The sequence below is a fragment of the Mucilaginibacter robiniae genome (assembly GCF_012849215.1).
Classification (GTDB): Bacteria; Bacteroidota; Bacteroidia; order Sphingobacteriales; family Sphingobacteriaceae; genus Mucilaginibacter; species Mucilaginibacter robiniae.
Map to the genome: position 1 here is coordinate 3,302,759 of NZ_CP051682.1, position 15,972 is coordinate 3,318,730.

Consider the following 15,972-nt stretch of genomic DNA (forward strand, 5'->3'; position numbering starts at 1 on the left):
TCGGAATTTCCATAATTCCCAAATAAATATATAATGCCATTAATCAATATTTTCAAAGTTCACCTGCACAAACTCCAATAGGATACGGAAATATTACGCCAGCATTTATACCGAGTCATTAAAAAAATTAAAATTATATTATGATTTTTAAAAAAAGAGCCAGATGGCTTATATCCATCACACAATTTATAGCTTGTGGTTTAATTGCGGGCTGCGGTACGTTGGGAGCAATAGGTGATGGAATATACTTTTCTACATCTAAGAAGAAACTTGAAATAGCAATAGATAGCTTATATTCAAATCATCCAGAATATAAAATCCCCGCCAAATGGAATAAGTATAATGATTGGTCTAAAGCGGGATATGACTTTCTTGAGAGCAGAATTTTTTACTTTAAATCTGATCCCGAGGAAATGTATTATATAACGTTTATTGGTGATTCTGTTGCATTAGCAGATACCTCTAAAATAGCCATTGGCATACGGGCAGTCTTTAATGAAAAAAATATAACTGGAAAATGGTGGCTTGCTGCCGACGATTTAAAGTCAAAAGACAAAGAAAGAATAGAGAAGCGTTTTGATGATGAAATTATTTCGAAATTAGAATTATATACTAAAAAGAAAGCATCAAAAAAGTCCTTATAATACGACATAATAACATCAAGCCCGGCCACACCAGCCGGGCTTTTGCTTTAAGAAAAAGCTATTGGTATAGTTGTATATATAACTATCGGTATATCTGTTATTGCGTTTGTTTTTTATGCTGCAAGTTGTGTTTTTGTGTCACAAAAACTTACTTGCCCATAGCCGCCCTGCGGCATGGGATGAAAAAACTACGCAACTTGTTTTTTATTAATGGGCGTAAGCCTGCCGGGCTTTGTTATTTATAGGGGTAAAAGCGTGCCAATCAGAGGGGATTTGGGAGTTGGATGCTTGGAATTGGATAAAAGATCATTATTATACTGAAGGAAGCTTTCAATTATCACGAGGAAATCAACTGTCAATTGGATTAAAAAAAGGTCTTGATGTTACTTTAAACGCCGGTTCCACTGTTATGCTGGAAGGAAGCTTGAATAATCGAAAACTGATTCCTCGATTTAGCACAGCGAAAAAAATATACCCATGAGCTTGCAGCTACGTATGGTATCAGCGGTGGTATAAAATATACTTATAATAACATCAATCCAGAGCAAATTGATACTTCCTTAGGAGCACTTGGTTTTTTGGGGGCTCTGTTTCATTTGACACAAACGGAAATCTCATCAATTGGTTTGGTGGGATTGATATAGGCGTAAACCTGGCAGTATATTTTAGTATCGAAGCAGAATACAAATTAGGATTTGGAAGTAAATAAATTAACTAATTATGTACAAGGTTGTTGTAATAATAATATTGTTTTTTCCGACACTCATGCTGTCAATATTCAGTTTATATAAATATATCACCCTTGCTCTCGTAAGCGTCCCGCTTGTGTAACAGTTGCATGTAATTAAAATCAAGCTCAACCATTGAGCTGGGTTTTTTATTTATTACGTTGTGGCTTTAGCCTCATGATAATGCAACTGGTCCTATTAGTTAACTTTCTCTCTTGTTACTTCTACATAAATCCTTAACGGCTATTTATAGGCAGTTTATGATAAACGTAACTTTCCTAAAGGTGAGACAAATGCGCTCTACTCAAATTTTTTCAAGAGTTGGGTAATTTTTATTTAACTTAGTTACTAAGGCCTAGTTGTTAGCAATTAGCTAACAGGATTGTTCTGTAGTTTAAAAGTGTCTAACTGAGTTCACAAAGGTTCATCCCGAATTATACCTATAGCTTTACCCATTTAACAAAAAACGCCATTTTCTTGTAAGAAAACGGCGTTTCGGGTGACCTGGGAGAGGCTCGAACTCTCGACCCACTGATTAAGAGTCAGTTGCTCTACCAACTGAGCTACCAAGTCGGGCGATTGGTTTACAAAGAAACGAAAAATAGATGTTTGTTTATAGTTTTATCATCAAGTTTTGAGTGGCTGATTTATAAGGTGTTGATACGACGTGTTTAAACCAGCTACTCAAAACTTGAAACACTTATGCCATAGCGTACATTTCTTCGCGTTGCTTTTGTACAGCCTCGCTGTTTACGTAATCGTCATAGCTCATCATTTTATCGATCATACCGCCTGGGGTAAGCTCAATAATTCGGTTGGCTACGGTTTGGGTAAGCTCATGATCTCGCGAGGTAAACAGGACAGTGCCTTTAAAATCGCGCATACCGTTATTCAGTGCGGTGATAGATTCCAAATCCAGGTGGTTGGTTGGCTCATCAAACAACAGCACATTAGGTTGTTGCAGCATCATGCGGCTAAACATACAACGCATTTTTTCACCACCTGATAGCACTGTATTTTTCTTCAGCACTTCTTCGCCCGAAAACAGCATTCTGCCTAAAAAGCCACGAATAAATTGCTCGTCTTTTTCGCCAGGAGCATATTCACGCAGCCAATCTACCAGGTTCAGGTCTTTGCCTTTAAAATAGTCGGCATTATCAATCGGAATATCTGCGGAGTTGATGGTAACGCCCCACTTGAAGCTACCAGTAAAATCTGTATCTCTGCCGGTAAGAATATCATAAAAGGCAGAGGTAGCCAAGCTATTTTGTGAGAGTACAGCAACCTTATCGCCTTTATTTACCATCAGGTTAATATCGTTAAAAAGTACTTCACCGCTCAGCGTTTTGCCCAAACTTTGAATTTGTAAAATTTGGTCACCAGCTTCACGGGCCTGTTGGTTAAACATAATAGCTGGGTACTTGCGGTTTGATGGTTTAATCTCTTCCAGATTAATTTTATCCAACGCTTTTTTACGGCTGGTAGCTTGTTTAGATTTTGAAGCGTTGGCGCTAAAGCGACTGATGAACTCTTGTAATTCTTTAACTTTATCTTCTAGTTTCTTATTCTGATCTGAACGCTGTTTTAAGGCCAGCTGACTTGATTGATACCAGAAGCTATAGTTACCCGTATAAATGGTCATTTTGCCAAAATCAATATCTACCACGTGCGTACACACAGTATCCAGAAAGTGCCTATCGTGCGATACCACCAGTACAATGGCTTCATAACCTGCCAGAAAGTCTTCCAACCAGCTAATGGTATGTATATCCAAATCGTTGGTAGGCTCATCCAGCAGTAAAATATCGGGCTTGCCAAAAAGGGCTTGGGCTAATAATACTCTTACTTTTTGAGTACCGTCCAGCTCTTTCAATAGCTTAAAATGCAAATCCTCTTTAATGCCCAAGTTGCTCAATAGGGTAGCGGCATTACTTTCCGCATTCCAGCCGTCCATTTCGGCAAACAGGTTTTCTAGTTCGCCGGCGCGTTCACCGTCAGCATCTGTAAAATCCTCTTTCAGGTAAATAGCATCTTTTTCCTTCATGGTAGCATATAAATCTTTATGCCCCATCAGTACAGTTTCAATTACCGGAAATTCATCAAACTCATAGTGGTTCTGTTTCAGTACCGCCATGCGTTCGCCGGGGGTAAAGCTTACCGAGCCGGTAGTCGGGTCAATTTCACCCGATAATATTTTTAAGAAGGTAGATTTACCGGCACCATTAGCGCCAATGATACCGTAACAATTGCCTTGAGTAAATTTAAGGTTTACATCCTCAAATAAAGTACGCTTGCCATAGCGTAATGATAGATTAGAAACATTAATCATGCTGACCCCGAAAGTTTTATACAAAAATACGGTTATTATGCCACAATTGAGGGTGATTGTGTACATAAATCCACATTGCGTATGCTTTTTTACTTTGGATTGATGCCTTTGAGGTGATTTTTTAGTTAGGTGTTTGTTAAAGATATCGGCGCTTTCTTAATAGCTTAATGACAAACTATGGCGTTTGTTATTCATGTTTTTAAAAATGCAGGGTAACAGCTGGTTAATAAACTGAAGGAACATAAATTGCGTTATTTATTATATAAATTCGAGCAGTATGATGATCATTCTAATAGCCGGTCTGGTAATTGTAAATGCAATAGTAGCTTACAATAATTCCGAAAGCAGAAAATTGTATTAATCCGTATATAAAAGAAATTTTAAATACATAACTGTAAAATATTAAATACTTTCAAAGTAAAAAGGCTTGCATTTTTGTACTGCAAGCCCTATTTATATAAGAAATATTATTTTTAATGGTTATTTGCCCCATTCTGATGGGTTAACCCGCCATTCGTTAAGCAATGCAATGCTATCTGGGTGAATGTATTGCTTTTCTTCAGCAAATTTAAGCAGTGCCTGGTAGTTAGATAAAGTTACAAACCGGCATTTGGCTTTTTTGAAGTTCTCGTCAGCCACATCAAAACCATAGCTGAAAATGGCAGCCAACCCTGCTACTTCGTAACCTGCATCACGTAGTGCATCTATTGCTTGCAAACTGCTTTTCCCGGTTGATATTAAATCTTCAATCACCGCAACGCGCTTACCCGGCATTACTTCACCTTCAATTAAGTTGCCGGTACCATGATCTTTAGGTTTTGAGCGAACATAAACAAACGGCAAGCCTAGTTCTTGTGCTACTAAGGCTCCTTGCGGAATGCCTGCGGTAGCTACACCGGCAATGCAACCTACCGAACCAAATTCTTCCTGTACCATTAGGCTCAGTTTTTGACGGATGTAAGTACGGATAGCAGGGTAGGATAGGGTTACCCGATTGTCGCAGTAAATAGGCGATTTCCAACCCGATGCCCAGGTAAAAGGATTGTTGGGTTGTAATTTAATTGCTTTAATTTGCAGCAGAAATTCAGCCACTTGCTGTTCAATCTCATTTTTATTAAACATGGCTCAAAAGTACAGAATTTATATCAACCAGAAAGTGATTCTATTAACAGAAGGGGCTCCGGCTCATTCGGAAAATTATGAACAGCTTGATGCGCAAACCTTTGACTTGAAAAAAATATATGCGCAACTGAATAATAGCCATCAGCAGCTGTACTATTTTGTGCTGTGTAAAGATGCTAAAGCTTTTTTACGAAAAATTAAAAAGAGCGTAACTGTAATTGAGGCTGCCGGTGGTTTGGTTAAAAATCAGAAAGGTGACTATTTATTTATTTTCAGAAACGGCAAATGGGATATACCTAAGGGCAAACTGGAGAAAGGTGAGAAACCTAAACAAAGCGCCGTACGCGAGGTAGAGGAAGAATGTGGTATTGCTATCGGCAAATGTGGGGATAAAATCATCAATACCTACCATGTGTACACTATGAAGGGGGAGGTGGTACTGAAAAAGACCTACTGGTATAAAATGAAATATAAAGGCAAAGCCAAACTAGTGCCGCAAACCGAAGAAGGGATTACTGATGTGAAGTGGCTAAGCAAAAACGATATTGCCACCGTTACCAGTAATACATTTCCATCTATTATTGATGTATTATGGAAGCGTGATTTGCTTATAGATATTCCAACGCCTCTGTTGGAATAAACTGACTTACATCGCCTTGATGGCGTAAAATTTCGCGCACGATGGTGGAACTGATGGAAGAATAGCCGGGTTTGCTTACAATAAAGATACTTTCAATATCGGGTGCCAGTGCGTGATTCATCTGGGCGATGGCTTTTTCATATTCAAAGTCTGATACAGTACGGATACCTCTAATCATGTAACCGGCACTAATACTTTTGCAAAAATCTACCGTTAAGCCTTCATAAGCAATAACATGAATTTTGGGTTCATGCTCAAATACGGCACGCAGCATTTGCTCACGCTGACTGATGGTTAAAAAACCTTGCTTGTTGCTGTTTACCCCAATGCCGATGTATAACTTATCGAACAAACTTACTGAGCGTTTTACAATATCCACGTGGGCTTTGGTAACCGGATCAAACGAACCCGGAAACAGGGCAACTTTCATAAGCTTTGTATTAGCGTTTTGGCCAAAGGTAGGTTTTATTTCGGATTTGAAGTATTACCAGTTATTGTGTTACAGGTAATGCTAAATTGTAATCTGCAGTCAAAGTTATCTGCATTAACGGCGTTTAACAGTAGGCTGGGTTTTCAGCCAATCAAATACATCCTTGGCTACATCATCCCAATGTTCCCGATTCGAAATTCTACGACCTTCTTCATCGTAAGTGGCTTGAAAAAAGTTGTGGTCGTACCCAAGGTAAGGTTTCAATGTATAGTTATGTTTACCTAGTCGTATAAAATCTAGGGGCAGTAAGTCGCAATAATCGGCGGTATTATCAGCCGTGCCATAGCCAATAAATAACGGAACTTTAATTTTAAGTAGATAATTTAAGGATGGTTTAGAAAAGCTGATCCATGCTTTATTCGTGTCACCGCCTGCACTATGTGTATCATTAGGCTTCTGGTTGATGGTAGCCCATTGGGTGTATAAAGTATCTATTTGTTGCTGCGCCTCCTGGTTGCTTATTTTACCCCAAAGGGCATCTTTGCGTAGTTGCCGTATATTCTGGTCGTACCTTCCCAAGGGATTACCCGATAAATAAACCACTTGCGTTACGTGTGGATTAATGGCGCCTACTTTAGCCACTACCTTACTGCCCTGCGAATGACCGCAGATTACGATTTTAGTAGCATCTACCCATTTTTGTTTAGCTAAATAATTAATCACTTCATTGGCTTGGCTTACGTAATAATCCAAGTAGCTTCTGTCAAAATATGCTTGTGGTGTTTTATGGGTTACCGGATCAAGGTACAAATAGTTGGGGTCGGCCGAGTAGGTAAAAACCGGGATGGCTGGTTTGCTGATAATGACAAAGCGATAATCTTTTAAATAGGGTTTGTATAAGAAAGGCAAAAACTGCTGCCAGGTATGTGTAGCATCTTCCTTCCAGAATAAAGCAGTAGGTAATGAGCCCTGACTGAATAGGAATATAGGCTTTTTTTGTTTAAAGACGGTATCGCTCACAATAAAATGGATGCTGTCTAACCTACCCTTAATGCTGAAAACGGTAAAGCCAAAATCTTTAGGCGAATTTTTAGGATGTGTTTGCTGGGCAGAAACTTGCCCCGTAAACCATATGGCTAAAATGATAAGGTGAATAGCTTTACGCTGCATAGGCGCTAAATAAAGCATATTCATAATAAGTAGCAGGTGAGTATTAAAGCTTTAACATCATTTAACATTTACTGTAAAGCACAAAATTGTAAATGCTTGCTAAGTTTTACTGAGTAAAGGTAAATTAATCAAAGCTGCTATATATTTGCTAGTTTTCACGCAGTGTACCTTTTCCTTCCAGCGTTTTGTTTATCAAGCCATAATCGGGTAAGGGAGCAATTTTTCCGGCCTTATAAAGGTTTTCTTCCCGAATGATAGCAGCACGATCGGCAGCAGATGGTGGGCTGACTATCAGTTTATTTAAGTTGGGTTGCCCGGCATCTACCCAAGCCGAAAACCAGTAGCTGCCAATGTTTAGAATGGCTGTCCGTAACCGACGTTGCACCATGCCATGCAAGGCCTGGTTGTAAGCTTTACAGTAAGCTACCGAGTAATCTTTCACCTTGCGGTTACCACGTTGCATAAGGGCATACTTCAGGCTATCAGGAAAGGTAAGATGAAGCTTATGTTCCGTACGTAAAACGGTGTCGGCGCATTTAAATGAACCTCTGCAAATAATGAATGCCTGCCAGAGTGGATTTTCCAGGTAATGAGCTTTACCTGCATACCAGTTGTATTGATTACCAAACTGCTCAGGCAGGCGGCTTTCCCAAAGGGCATGAACGCCGGCTTGGTGGGTAAGCTGCCCATCGTAGTTTTGTGTAAGGTGCAACGGTACGCAGGCATCGGCCACATAATGGCCCAGGTAAACCGAATGATGCAGAATAGCACTGGTGTCATGTGCTTTGAAAGCAGCTACCAGCTTGTAGTATTGGTACTGTATGGCCCAGGGTAGGGTACCATATTTATTCAGTGTATCGGCTGTGTATTTTTTAGCAGCGTCGTTCCATTTTTGCGGCACAGTATGAAACGGGTCGCGGCCATAATGGTCGGCATTGAAAAAATGGTGGGCCGCTTCTGTTGAATCTACATAGCGGCGGCGGTCAGGACTGATGGCCTCAGCTGTAAGATACTCCCGGTTAGCCTCATAAAAGCCAGCCATACCTTTCGGGAGCGTAAATATAGCCAGCCTATTGAGCCGGTAATGTGCATAAAACCCCCATGAAGAGCAACATAATAAAAGAATGATGCTTAGCCAGAGTAAAAAAATGCGTTGCATATCGGTAGGGTAATGTTTTGATTTGTAAATACTTGTAAGTAATAGCAGCTGTTTTGGTGATAAAAAATTACCAATGTCATACCATAAATTTCGTTTTTTGGCGTAATATATAACAACAGTGCCTGTATTTTACGGACCTGTAAATTTGTGTTACTATTAACTGAATTGCAAATGAAAGTATTTACATCTACCTTTTCAAAACAAGCTTTAACCCGTGCCGGTGCCGTTTTACTGGCTTTTACTATGTTAGTCTCGTGCAAGAAAGACGACCCCTATGACTTTGATGGCACGTACTATGCACAAGTAAACTTCATTAACGCTAGCTCTGATGCAGGCTCTGCTAGCCTTTTTATTGATGACGTTCAGCGTACACCTAACGCAGTAGCTTATGGCAATGCATCAGGGTACAATAAGTGTTATGCAGGCCAGCAAACAGCTACTGTTCAGGCAGGCAACAATCAAACTGTGGTAGCTACCTCAAGCGTTCAGTTGGATGCCAATACTAATTATACCATCTTTTTGGCAGGCCAAAGCGGCGCACTAAGCTTAATACAAGTTACTGACGATATGACCGCACCTTCAACCGGCAACGCTAAGGTACGTTTTGTAAATGCATCCTCTAATGCTTCAGGTGCCAGTTTAACATTTGGTTCTACTATAATAGCTTCTAATGTTAACTACACATCAGGAAGTGCCTATTCAGAAATTAAAGCAGGCAGTTATGCTGCAGTACTTGTTAGCGGTTCAACAAAAGTAACCAACACAGCTATAACACTGGAAAGCGGCAAAATATATACGCTATATGCCAAAGGGGTAGCAGGCAACACTTCGTCGGCCAATGCCCTGACTATTGGCATATTCCAAAATAAATAATTGTTGTTGAATGATTTAAGGTTAGTGAATTATTAATAAATTTTTTAAAACAAGCTATTGTTAATTAAAAACATTTGAAATATATTTGCAGTCCGAAAATTAAAGAAAGAATATTTAGCTAAAATGGCAAATCATAAATCAGCAATAAAAAGAATTAGAGCCAATGCTGCGAAACGTTTACGCAACAGATACCAGGCTAAAACTACCAGAAATGCGATTAAGAAATTAAGAAGCAGTACAAGCAAAGTTGAGGCTGCTCCTTTACTGAATACTGTAATTTCAATGCTGGACCGTTTAGCTAAGAAAAACGTAATTCATAAAAACAAAGCTTCTAACAATAAGTCAAAACTGACTAAATTTGTTAACGGCTTACAATAATTACAAATAAAGCTATTTTAAAAGGCTGTACCTGCTGGTGCAGCCTTTTTGTTTTTATTGGTTTTTTTATATAGCTTAACCACGTGGAAGCTTACGAAACCAAAATCAGCATAAAAGCCTGGGCTGAAGAAGATCGCCCGCGTGAAAAGCTGAACAGCCAGGGCCGACGTGCACTAAGTGATGCCGAACTGATTGCTATACTGATAGGATCGGGCAGTCGTACCGAATCGGCTGTGGAGCTGAGCAAACGTATTTTGCACCATTATGATAACGATTTGCAAAAGTTGGGTAAGGTTTCGGTAAATGAGCTTTCGCGTTTTAAAGGGATAGGCGAAGCTAAAGCCATATCTATTATTGCAGCACTGGAGTTGGGCCGCAGGCGTGGTGATACCGAGGTTAAAATACCGGAAACTATTACTGGCAGCAACAGTGTTTACCAAGTAATGCGCCGCCACTTGGTAGATTTAAATCATGAAGAGTTCTGGATATTGCTATTGAGCCGCAGTTGTAAAATTATTAGCAAAGAACTGATTAGCAAAGGCGGATTGTCGGGCACTGTGGCCGATCCTAAAATTATTTTTCATATTGCATTACAGCACCAGGCATCCAGTATTATCCTGGCGCATAATCATCCGTCGGGCAACCTCAAGCCCAGCCAGCAGGATATTGACCTGACTAAAAAAATACATCAAGCTGGCCGCATTCTGGATATTGGCGTGCTGGACCACCTTATTATTACTGATGGTGGTTACTACAGCTTTGCAGATGAAGGAATGTTGTGATAATTACTGTAAATAATACAGCCTATATTCGCAAACTTTGCAGTGTATTTGCTGTAATATTATGCAGTTAACTTTTGCCGGTTTGCGCAGTTGGCACATAGACGTATGAATAAACATTTTAGCTATTTACTTACAAAAATTTTACGCCGTTGGAAAGTTTAAATGATGGTGAATTTTCTTTCTCGCATGAAACTATACAGCGGGATTTTGAGCTGTTAACCAAAGCACTGGACGCCAGTATGTCGGGCATCGTTATTACAGATAATCAGCAGCCGGACAATCCTATTATTTATTGCAATGATGCGTTTGAGCGTATTTCAGGCTACGTACGTCGTGAAATAATTGGTCGTAATTGCCGGTTTCTGCAGCAAGAAGACCGTAATCAGCCCGAGCGGGAAATTATTCGCAAAGCGCTTCAGAAAAATGAAAATTGCTATGTGGAAATCAGGAACTACAGAAAGAACGGTACGCTGTTCTGGAATGAGTTGTACCTGTCTGCTATCAAAGATAATGAGGGTAAAACTATTTACTTCATTGGTGTACAAAACGATATAAGCCGACGCAAGAAAGCTGAGTTAGAATTACGCCAGCAGAAAGACCAAATGGAGCGGCAGGTGCAAGAGCGTACCCGTACCCTTAAAATAAATGAAGAGTACCTCTCCAGCATTGTACAAACGGTACGGGAAAGCCTGATTGTGCTTGATCCGGATAGTCATGTATTGAGTGTAAATGAACATTTTTTACGTACTTTCAAAGTAACACGGGCCGAAACGGAAGATAGACTGTTGTTTGAGTTAGGAGATGGCCAATGGAATATTCCGCAGTTACGTGAGTTGCTGGAAAAAATATTGCCGACCAATAATCCGGTTGAAGATTTTGAGGTAGAGTATGATTTTCCACATATCGGTAAAAAGCTTATGCTGCTTAATGCACACCGTATTGAACTGGAAGGTGAGTATAAAGATCGTATTTTGATTGCCATTGAAGATATCACCGAGCGCCGTTCTATCGAAAAGCGTAAAGATGATTTCCTGTCTATCGCCAGTCATGAGCTTAAAACGCCTTTAACTACGATAAAAGGTTATGTGCAGATGATGAACAAGCTGATGCCGGAAAATTCAAATCTGAGGTTTAAAGATTTGGTAGGTAAAACAGAAAGTTATGTTAACCGGCTAAATAACTTAATTACAGAGTTGCTGGATGTTTCCAAAATACAAACAGGATACATCGAGTTACATAAAGAAAACTTTGATTTTAATAAGATGGTATATGATGCCGTAGAAGGCATACAGGCTGGTACCAAAACACATCATATTACTATTAAAGGTAAAGCTACCGACAGTTATTTGGGAGATGAAACGCAATTGGTGCAGGTGATTAATAACTTGCTGGCTAATGCTATTAAATACTCTCCTAATGCTAACGAAATTTTGGTTTACCTATCTTTAGTAAGCGATTATTTAAAAGTGTCGGTTACAGATTATGGTATGGGGATCAGTTCCGAAGATCAGAAGAAAGTATTTGAACGCTTTTATCGGGTAGGTGATATTCAACAACGTTTTCCAGGTATGGGTATTGGCTTGTATGTATGTGATCAGATTGTGCAGCGGCATGGTGGCAGCTTGTGGATAGAAAGTGAAAAGGACAAAGGATCTACCTTTAGTTTTACCTTACCTTTAAAGGAAAGGGCTGACGCATGATGCAAAAAAAGATAGTTATTTGTGACGATGATGAGGGGATACTGGATATGCTGGTTTTAGCCCTTGAAAGTGATGAGTACTTAATTATACCCGAGCAAAACAGCTTGAACTTATACAGCCTGATTGAACAGGAAAAGCCCGACTTGTTGTTGCTGGATTTATGGATGCCGGTATTATCGGGCGATCAGGTTTTGAGAAGCTTGCGGAGTAATCTACAAACGCAATCATTGCCGGTTGTGGTGATGTCGGCCAGTACAGATGGGCCTACTATTGCGGCTAATGCGGGTGCTACCGATTATATAGCCAAACCTTTTGATCTGGACCAGTTGAATGATAAAGTAAACCAGGTTCTGCAATCAGGATTGGTAAAATAAGAATACAAGGTCAATGTGAGGAGGTTAGGCTAAAAATTAAGCTACTTCCTTGCATTGACTAATGTGAAAACTGGCTTTCCAGGCCATTTTCGCAATAATAATTTGTTATCCTACCTTCTAGCGCTATACTGTTAAAATAGTTTCAACTGTTTATTTGCTGTTGGTTTTTGCGTTTCACCAAATATAGTGCGGCCACCATAACGCCACGAGTTACTGCGTTCCTGCTCAATTACTTTATCAAAATCAGCATTGGGGGTAAAGTTCTGCTCGGCTTGCTGGGCAATATGGCTCAGGCGTTTAATAGCTTCAACCTTTTCACTGTTACCTAGCTTGGCTTGATCTATAGATTTTTGCAGCACGTTTATAGTTTCATCATATACCTTAACCGGAACCGGGAAAGGATGCCCGTCTTTACCGCCATGTGCAAATGAATAGCGGGCAGGGTCGCTGAAACGGGTAGGCGTACCGTGTATGACCTCGCTCACCAGTGCTAATGATTGTAACGTACGCGGACCTAAGCCTTTCAGTAGCAGCAATTCTTCAAAATTGCTAACCTGCTGTTCATGTGCCAGCCACAATACCGCACCCAGGCGTTTTAAATCTACATCTTTCGCCTTTACATCATGATGGGCAGGCATTACCAGATGGTCAATTTCTTTCAGCATCCGGTCCGGGTGTTCTGCTGTTAAGTTCATGATGGCGGTACGGGCATCAGCCGCACGCGAGTCGGCCATGTTTAGGATATAGCCTGATGGTCGTCCGCAAATGGCAGTATGCGGGTCGTCAACAAAGGAGGTCAGCGTTTCAGAATGCCAATGATAACGGCGGGCCACTTTAGTATGAGCGTTCATACCTTGTTGTATCACCGTCCACTGCCCTTGGTTATTCACCACAAAGTTGTGCATGTATAATTGAAAACCATCTTGCACTGCCGTGTTATCTACCTTGGCGCTTAACTTACTGCATTGCACCAGGTAGTTGCCGTTTAAACCAATTTGTTCGCTTACTTTCAGCAATTCGGCAGGCGTTTGCATGGAATGTTTCCCTTTGCCGCCGCAGATGTAAATGCCTAGCTGCTTAGCATGCGGGTTCACTGCTCGCTTTAAAGCACCCAGTACAGAAGTAGTAATACCCGACGAGTGCCAGTCCATCCCCATTACGGCTCCTAAACTCTGAAACCAAAACGGATTGCTCAGGCGTGATAACACAGCCGAACTGTCATACTCCATTACCATTGTTTCAACTACGGCTAAGCCCAACTTGGCCATACGCTCAGCCAGCCAGGTAGGTACATAACCATGATGCAAAGGTAAATCGGCATTGCCCGAACGTTTCATACTAACAAATTTAGTAGATTTTCTTAATTAAAGTGCTGACGTTTTAGTTTCTCTTTTCGTTGTTAATTTTGTGCTGTAGTGATTGTTCGTCTGCTCATGGCCGCAGCGGCTATTTCTTTTGTCTTAGCAGCTATATGGTGTTCTTTGCCTTAATACTAAAAACCAAAAATCAAGTCTCTTCCTACGCTTCTTTGCCGCACTAGGTCCAATCCTGCCTTTCGCCCGAAGCTGGAAGAGGACGGAGGGGGAAGAATCAAGAGTATAGAGTCAGGAATCAAGACTTATTACGTACACCTATTAGTGCATTAGTACAGAGATTGCTTCGTACCTCGCAATGACGCGTAAGGAGGTAACTTATTCAAACTACCTAACCACAGAACCACCAATAACTTTTTTTCGCGGCATCAGGAATGTTGCGGGTAGTAGCAGTTAGCCATTGCACTCACATATAAAGCAACATAGCGTAGCCGCAAGTTTTCTTTTGGTTATCTTTTCTTTTGTATAAAAGAAAAGTAACATCCACTAACGTGAATAAAACACTTTACCTATGCTAATGAAAAGCTGTAAATATGTCCAATGCTTAATAAACCTTACATTTAAAACATGATGCACCGCCTTATTCCTTTTATGATATGTGTGAGCTTAGTTATCCTATTTTTCTTAATAAAGAAATGGTATAAAAAACAGTTCTCTAGTAAACGGAAAATAGCACAAATCAAGGAGGAGTGGGGCAAGCCAAGAGAGGTTTACCGCAGCTTTAAACTGATTGGTCAGTATGCCGCTGCTTACCCTACGGAAAAACAAATTTCGCCTGCAACTGCTGCCGATTTAGATTTGGAAAGGCTGTTTGAATATATAGATCGTACCCGTTCTAAACCCGGACAACAATACTTGTATAAAAAGCTGCACGAACAAGAAACTAACTTAACGTATTTTCACAATCTGGAACAGCGAATAGCTCAGCTGACCAGCCATGCGGATGTACATGAGCAAATAGAGTTGAAATTATCGGAGCTGAAAAGTGATAATGCTTATTTTCTCCCCGAATTATTCAACCAAAAGCATAAGCAGCTATTTGGCAAATTTGGACAGGTATATGTAAGTATAGCAGGCATTAGCGTGATAACTATGCTGATTTTATTGTTGCTTTTACAACAGCAGGTATATTTGTTGGTACTGGTAGCTTTGCTGATAGCTAATACGATTATTCATTATCGTAACCGGTTTAAAATAATGCCTTTTACGGTTTCATTGCCAGAGTTGCTTATACTGAACCAAGTAGGGCAATGGCTGTATCAGCACAACTATTTAAATTCAGGCAATGAGGTAAAGCAAAGTTTAGTGAAAGTAAATAAACTCAAGCGCTCCATTAGTTTTATCAATGTGCAGAACTTGATTGCAGCCGATCCAACAGACATGTTTTATCTGTTGACCGAATGGCTGAAAATATTCTTGCTGATTGAACCACTGGTATTTATATTTTCTATTAGCCGTGTAAATAAATATCTGACCGATATACGCCTGCTGTTTGAAAGCGTAGCCGAGGTGGATATGGCGATTTCCATACAATCGTTCAGGGATGGGTTATCCTATTACTGCCAGCCCGATTTTACAGCTAGCGCAGAGCAGTTGGTAATGACGAAGATATACCATCCATTAGTGGAAAATTGTGTGCCTAACAGCATACAAAGTAGGGCCAGCCAGGGTGTACTGATTACCGGGTCAAATATGTCGGGTAAAACTACGTTTATCAGGGCAGTGGCTATAAATGCGCTGCTGGCGCAAACATTGCATACCTGTTGTGCCCAGATGTACCAAGTGCCAATGTTGCATATTCATACCAGCATACAGATGAGTGATGATTTGCACGAACATAAAAGTTATTTTCAGGCAGAGGCATTAGCCGTGCTAGATATTATCAAACAATGTGAGCCGCAGGCTTCCACGAAAAGTTTGGTAATTATTGATGAAATTTTTAGAGGTACCAATACTATTGAGCGTATTGCTGCTGCCAAAGCGGTACTGTCTTACCTGGTAGCTAATCGAAACTTTGTATTCGTATCTACCCATGATTTGGAACTAGCCGAACTACTAGGACCGAATTATGCCGTTTACTCGTTTGAAGAACAAATAGGGGATAATCGGTTGATATTTGATTACCAGATTAAAGAAGGCTTGCTCAAAAATAAGAATGGCATTGCTGTTCTGGAAGGTGCGGGCTATCCGTCCTCTATTGTTCAGGAAGCTTACCAAATTGGCGCTCAATTGCGCGAGAAATATAATCTGTAATCTATAAGATTAACTAA

At 40.3% G+C, this 15,972-nt stretch carries 14 protein-coding genes and 1 tRNA gene; 8 read left to right on the forward strand and 7 right to left on the reverse strand.

What is annotated here, in order from left to right; translation table 11 throughout:
• Positions 1-140: 140 nt before the first annotated feature.
• Positions 141-644: a hypothetical protein gene (locus HH214_RS14630; RefSeq protein WP_169608833.1), complete on the forward strand. Its 504-nt coding sequence runs from the start codon at positions 141-143 to the stop codon at positions 642-644.
• A 1,228-nt stretch (positions 645-1,872) separates the two neighbouring features.
• Here the strand turns inward: HH214_RS14630 and HH214_RS14635 are convergent.
• From HH214_RS14635 to pyrE, 3 genes are all read right to left on the reverse strand, one after another.
• A tRNA-Lys gene (locus HH214_RS14635) sits at positions 1,873-1,945 on the reverse strand.
• Between the two features lie 127 nt (positions 1,946-2,072).
• On the reverse strand, positions 2,073-3,701 hold the full coding sequence (locus tag HH214_RS14640; protein WP_169608835.1) for an ABC-F family ATP-binding cassette domain-containing protein: 1,629 nt from the start codon (positions 3,699-3,701) through the stop codon (positions 2,073-2,075).
• Between the two features lie 480 nt (positions 3,702-4,181).
• On the reverse strand, positions 4,182-4,823 hold the full coding sequence (pyrE, locus tag HH214_RS14645; RefSeq protein WP_169608836.1) for an orotate phosphoribosyltransferase: 642 nt from the start codon (positions 4,821-4,823) through the stop codon (positions 4,182-4,184).
• On the opposite strand from pyrE, the gene HH214_RS14650 reads away from it, so the two are divergent.
• The gene (locus HH214_RS14650) at positions 4,822-5,463 is read left to right on the forward strand and encodes an NUDIX hydrolase (protein WP_169608837.1); all 642 of its coding nucleotides are present in this window, start codon (positions 4,822-4,824) and stop codon (positions 5,461-5,463) included. The two genes, pyrE and HH214_RS14650, sit on opposite strands and share 2 nt — an antisense overlap.
• Here HH214_RS14650 and coaD read toward each other — a convergent pair.
• The 3 genes from coaD to HH214_RS14665 all read right to left on the reverse strand — a co-directional run bounded on the left by coaD (position 5,432) and on the right by HH214_RS14665 (position 8,222).
• Positions 5,432-5,893, reverse strand: coding sequence for a pantetheine-phosphate adenylyltransferase (gene coaD / locus HH214_RS14655; protein ID WP_169608838.1), 462 nt, complete (start codon positions 5,891-5,893; stop codon positions 5,432-5,434). The two genes, HH214_RS14650 and coaD, sit on opposite strands and share 32 nt — an antisense overlap.
• 114 nt (positions 5,894-6,007) lie before the next feature.
• Entirely contained in the window at positions 6,008-7,087 is a 1,080-nt protein-coding gene (locus HH214_RS14660; RefSeq protein WP_169608839.1) for an alpha/beta hydrolase family protein, read from the reverse strand.
• 124 nt (positions 7,088-7,211) lie between these two features.
• Positions 7,212-8,222, reverse strand: coding sequence for a zinc dependent phospholipase C family protein (locus HH214_RS14665; RefSeq protein ID WP_169608840.1), 1,011 nt, complete (start codon positions 8,220-8,222; stop codon positions 7,212-7,214).
• Between the two features lie 171 nt (positions 8,223-8,393).
• Here HH214_RS14665 and HH214_RS14670 point away from each other — a divergent pair, with 171 nt between their 5' ends.
• From HH214_RS14670 to HH214_RS14690, 5 genes are all read left to right on the forward strand, one after another.
• Positions 8,394-9,095, forward strand: coding sequence for a DUF4397 domain-containing protein (locus tag HH214_RS14670; protein WP_169608841.1), 702 nt, complete (start codon positions 8,394-8,396; stop codon positions 9,093-9,095).
• 123 nt (positions 9,096-9,218) lie between these two features.
• Positions 9,219-9,473: a 30S ribosomal protein S20 gene (gene rpsT / locus HH214_RS14675; RefSeq protein ID WP_169608843.1), complete on the forward strand. Its 255-nt coding sequence runs from the start codon at positions 9,219-9,221 to the stop codon at positions 9,471-9,473.
• Between the two features lie 83 nt (positions 9,474-9,556).
• Positions 9,557-10,255, forward strand: a complete 699-nt coding sequence (gene radC / locus HH214_RS14680) for a RadC family protein (RefSeq protein WP_169608845.1) — start codon at positions 9,557-9,559, stop codon at positions 10,253-10,255.
• A gap of 149 nt (positions 10,256-10,404) precedes the next feature.
• Entirely contained in the window at positions 10,405-11,955 is a 1,551-nt protein-coding gene (locus HH214_RS14685; protein WP_248282103.1) for a PAS domain-containing sensor histidine kinase, read from the forward strand.
• Positions 11,952-12,329: a response regulator gene (locus tag HH214_RS14690; protein ID WP_248282104.1), complete on the forward strand. Its 378-nt coding sequence runs from the start codon at positions 11,952-11,954 to the stop codon at positions 12,327-12,329. The genes HH214_RS14685 and HH214_RS14690 overlap by 4 nt, the downstream gene beginning before the upstream one ends.
• A gap of 131 nt (positions 12,330-12,460) precedes the next feature.
• Here HH214_RS14690 and HH214_RS14695 read toward each other — a convergent pair whose 3' ends face one another.
• Positions 12,461-13,666, reverse strand: coding sequence for a DUF763 domain-containing protein (locus tag HH214_RS14695; RefSeq protein ID WP_169608847.1), 1,206 nt, complete (start codon positions 13,664-13,666; stop codon positions 12,461-12,463).
• Positions 13,667-14,269: 603 nt separating this feature from the next.
• On the opposite strand from HH214_RS14695, the gene HH214_RS14700 reads away from it, so the two are divergent.
• Positions 14,270-15,955 (forward strand): MutS-related protein, encoded by a 1,686-nt coding sequence (locus HH214_RS14700; protein ID WP_169608849.1) that lies wholly within the window; start codon positions 14,270-14,272, stop codon positions 15,953-15,955.
• The last annotated feature ends 17 nt before the right edge of the window (positions 15,956-15,972 follow it).

Coding starts and splice junctions, on each gene's coding strand:
- HH214_RS14630 (WP_169608833.1), top strand. CDS start 141: ATGATTTTTAAAAAAAGAGCCAGATGGCTTATATCCATCACACAATTT.
- HH214_RS14640 (WP_169608835.1), bottom strand. CDS start 3,701: ATGATTAATGTTTCTAATCTATCATTACGCTATGGCAAGCGTACTTTA.
- HH214_RS14650 (WP_169608837.1), top strand. CDS start 4,822: ATGGCTCAAAAGTACAGAATTTATATCAACCAGAAAGTGATTCTATTA.
- pyrE (WP_169608836.1), bottom strand. CDS start 4,823: ATGTTTAATAAAAATGAGATTGAACAGCAAGTGGCTGAATTTCTGCTG.
- coaD (WP_169608838.1), bottom strand. CDS start 5,893: ATGAAAGTTGCCCTGTTTCCGGGTTCGTTTGATCCGGTTACCAAAGCC.
- HH214_RS14660 (WP_169608839.1), bottom strand. CDS start 7,087: ATGAATATGCTTTATTTAGCGCCTATGCAGCGTAAAGCTATTCACCTT.
- HH214_RS14665 (WP_169608840.1), bottom strand. CDS start 8,222: ATGCAACGCATTTTTTTACTCTGGCTAAGCATCATTCTTTTATTATGT.
- HH214_RS14670 (WP_169608841.1), top strand. CDS start 8,394: ATGAAAGTATTTACATCTACCTTTTCAAAACAAGCTTTAACCCGTGCC.
- rpsT (WP_169608843.1), top strand. CDS start 9,219: ATGGCAAATCATAAATCAGCAATAAAAAGAATTAGAGCCAATGCTGCG.
- HH214_RS14690 (WP_248282104.1), top strand. CDS start 11,952: ATGATGCAAAAAAAGATAGTTATTTGTGACGATGATGAGGGGATACTG.
- HH214_RS14695 (WP_169608847.1), bottom strand. CDS start 13,666: ATGAAACGTTCGGGCAATGCCGATTTACCTTTGCATCATGGTTATGTA.
- HH214_RS14700 (WP_169608849.1), top strand. CDS start 14,270: ATGATGCACCGCCTTATTCCTTTTATGATATGTGTGAGCTTAGTTATC.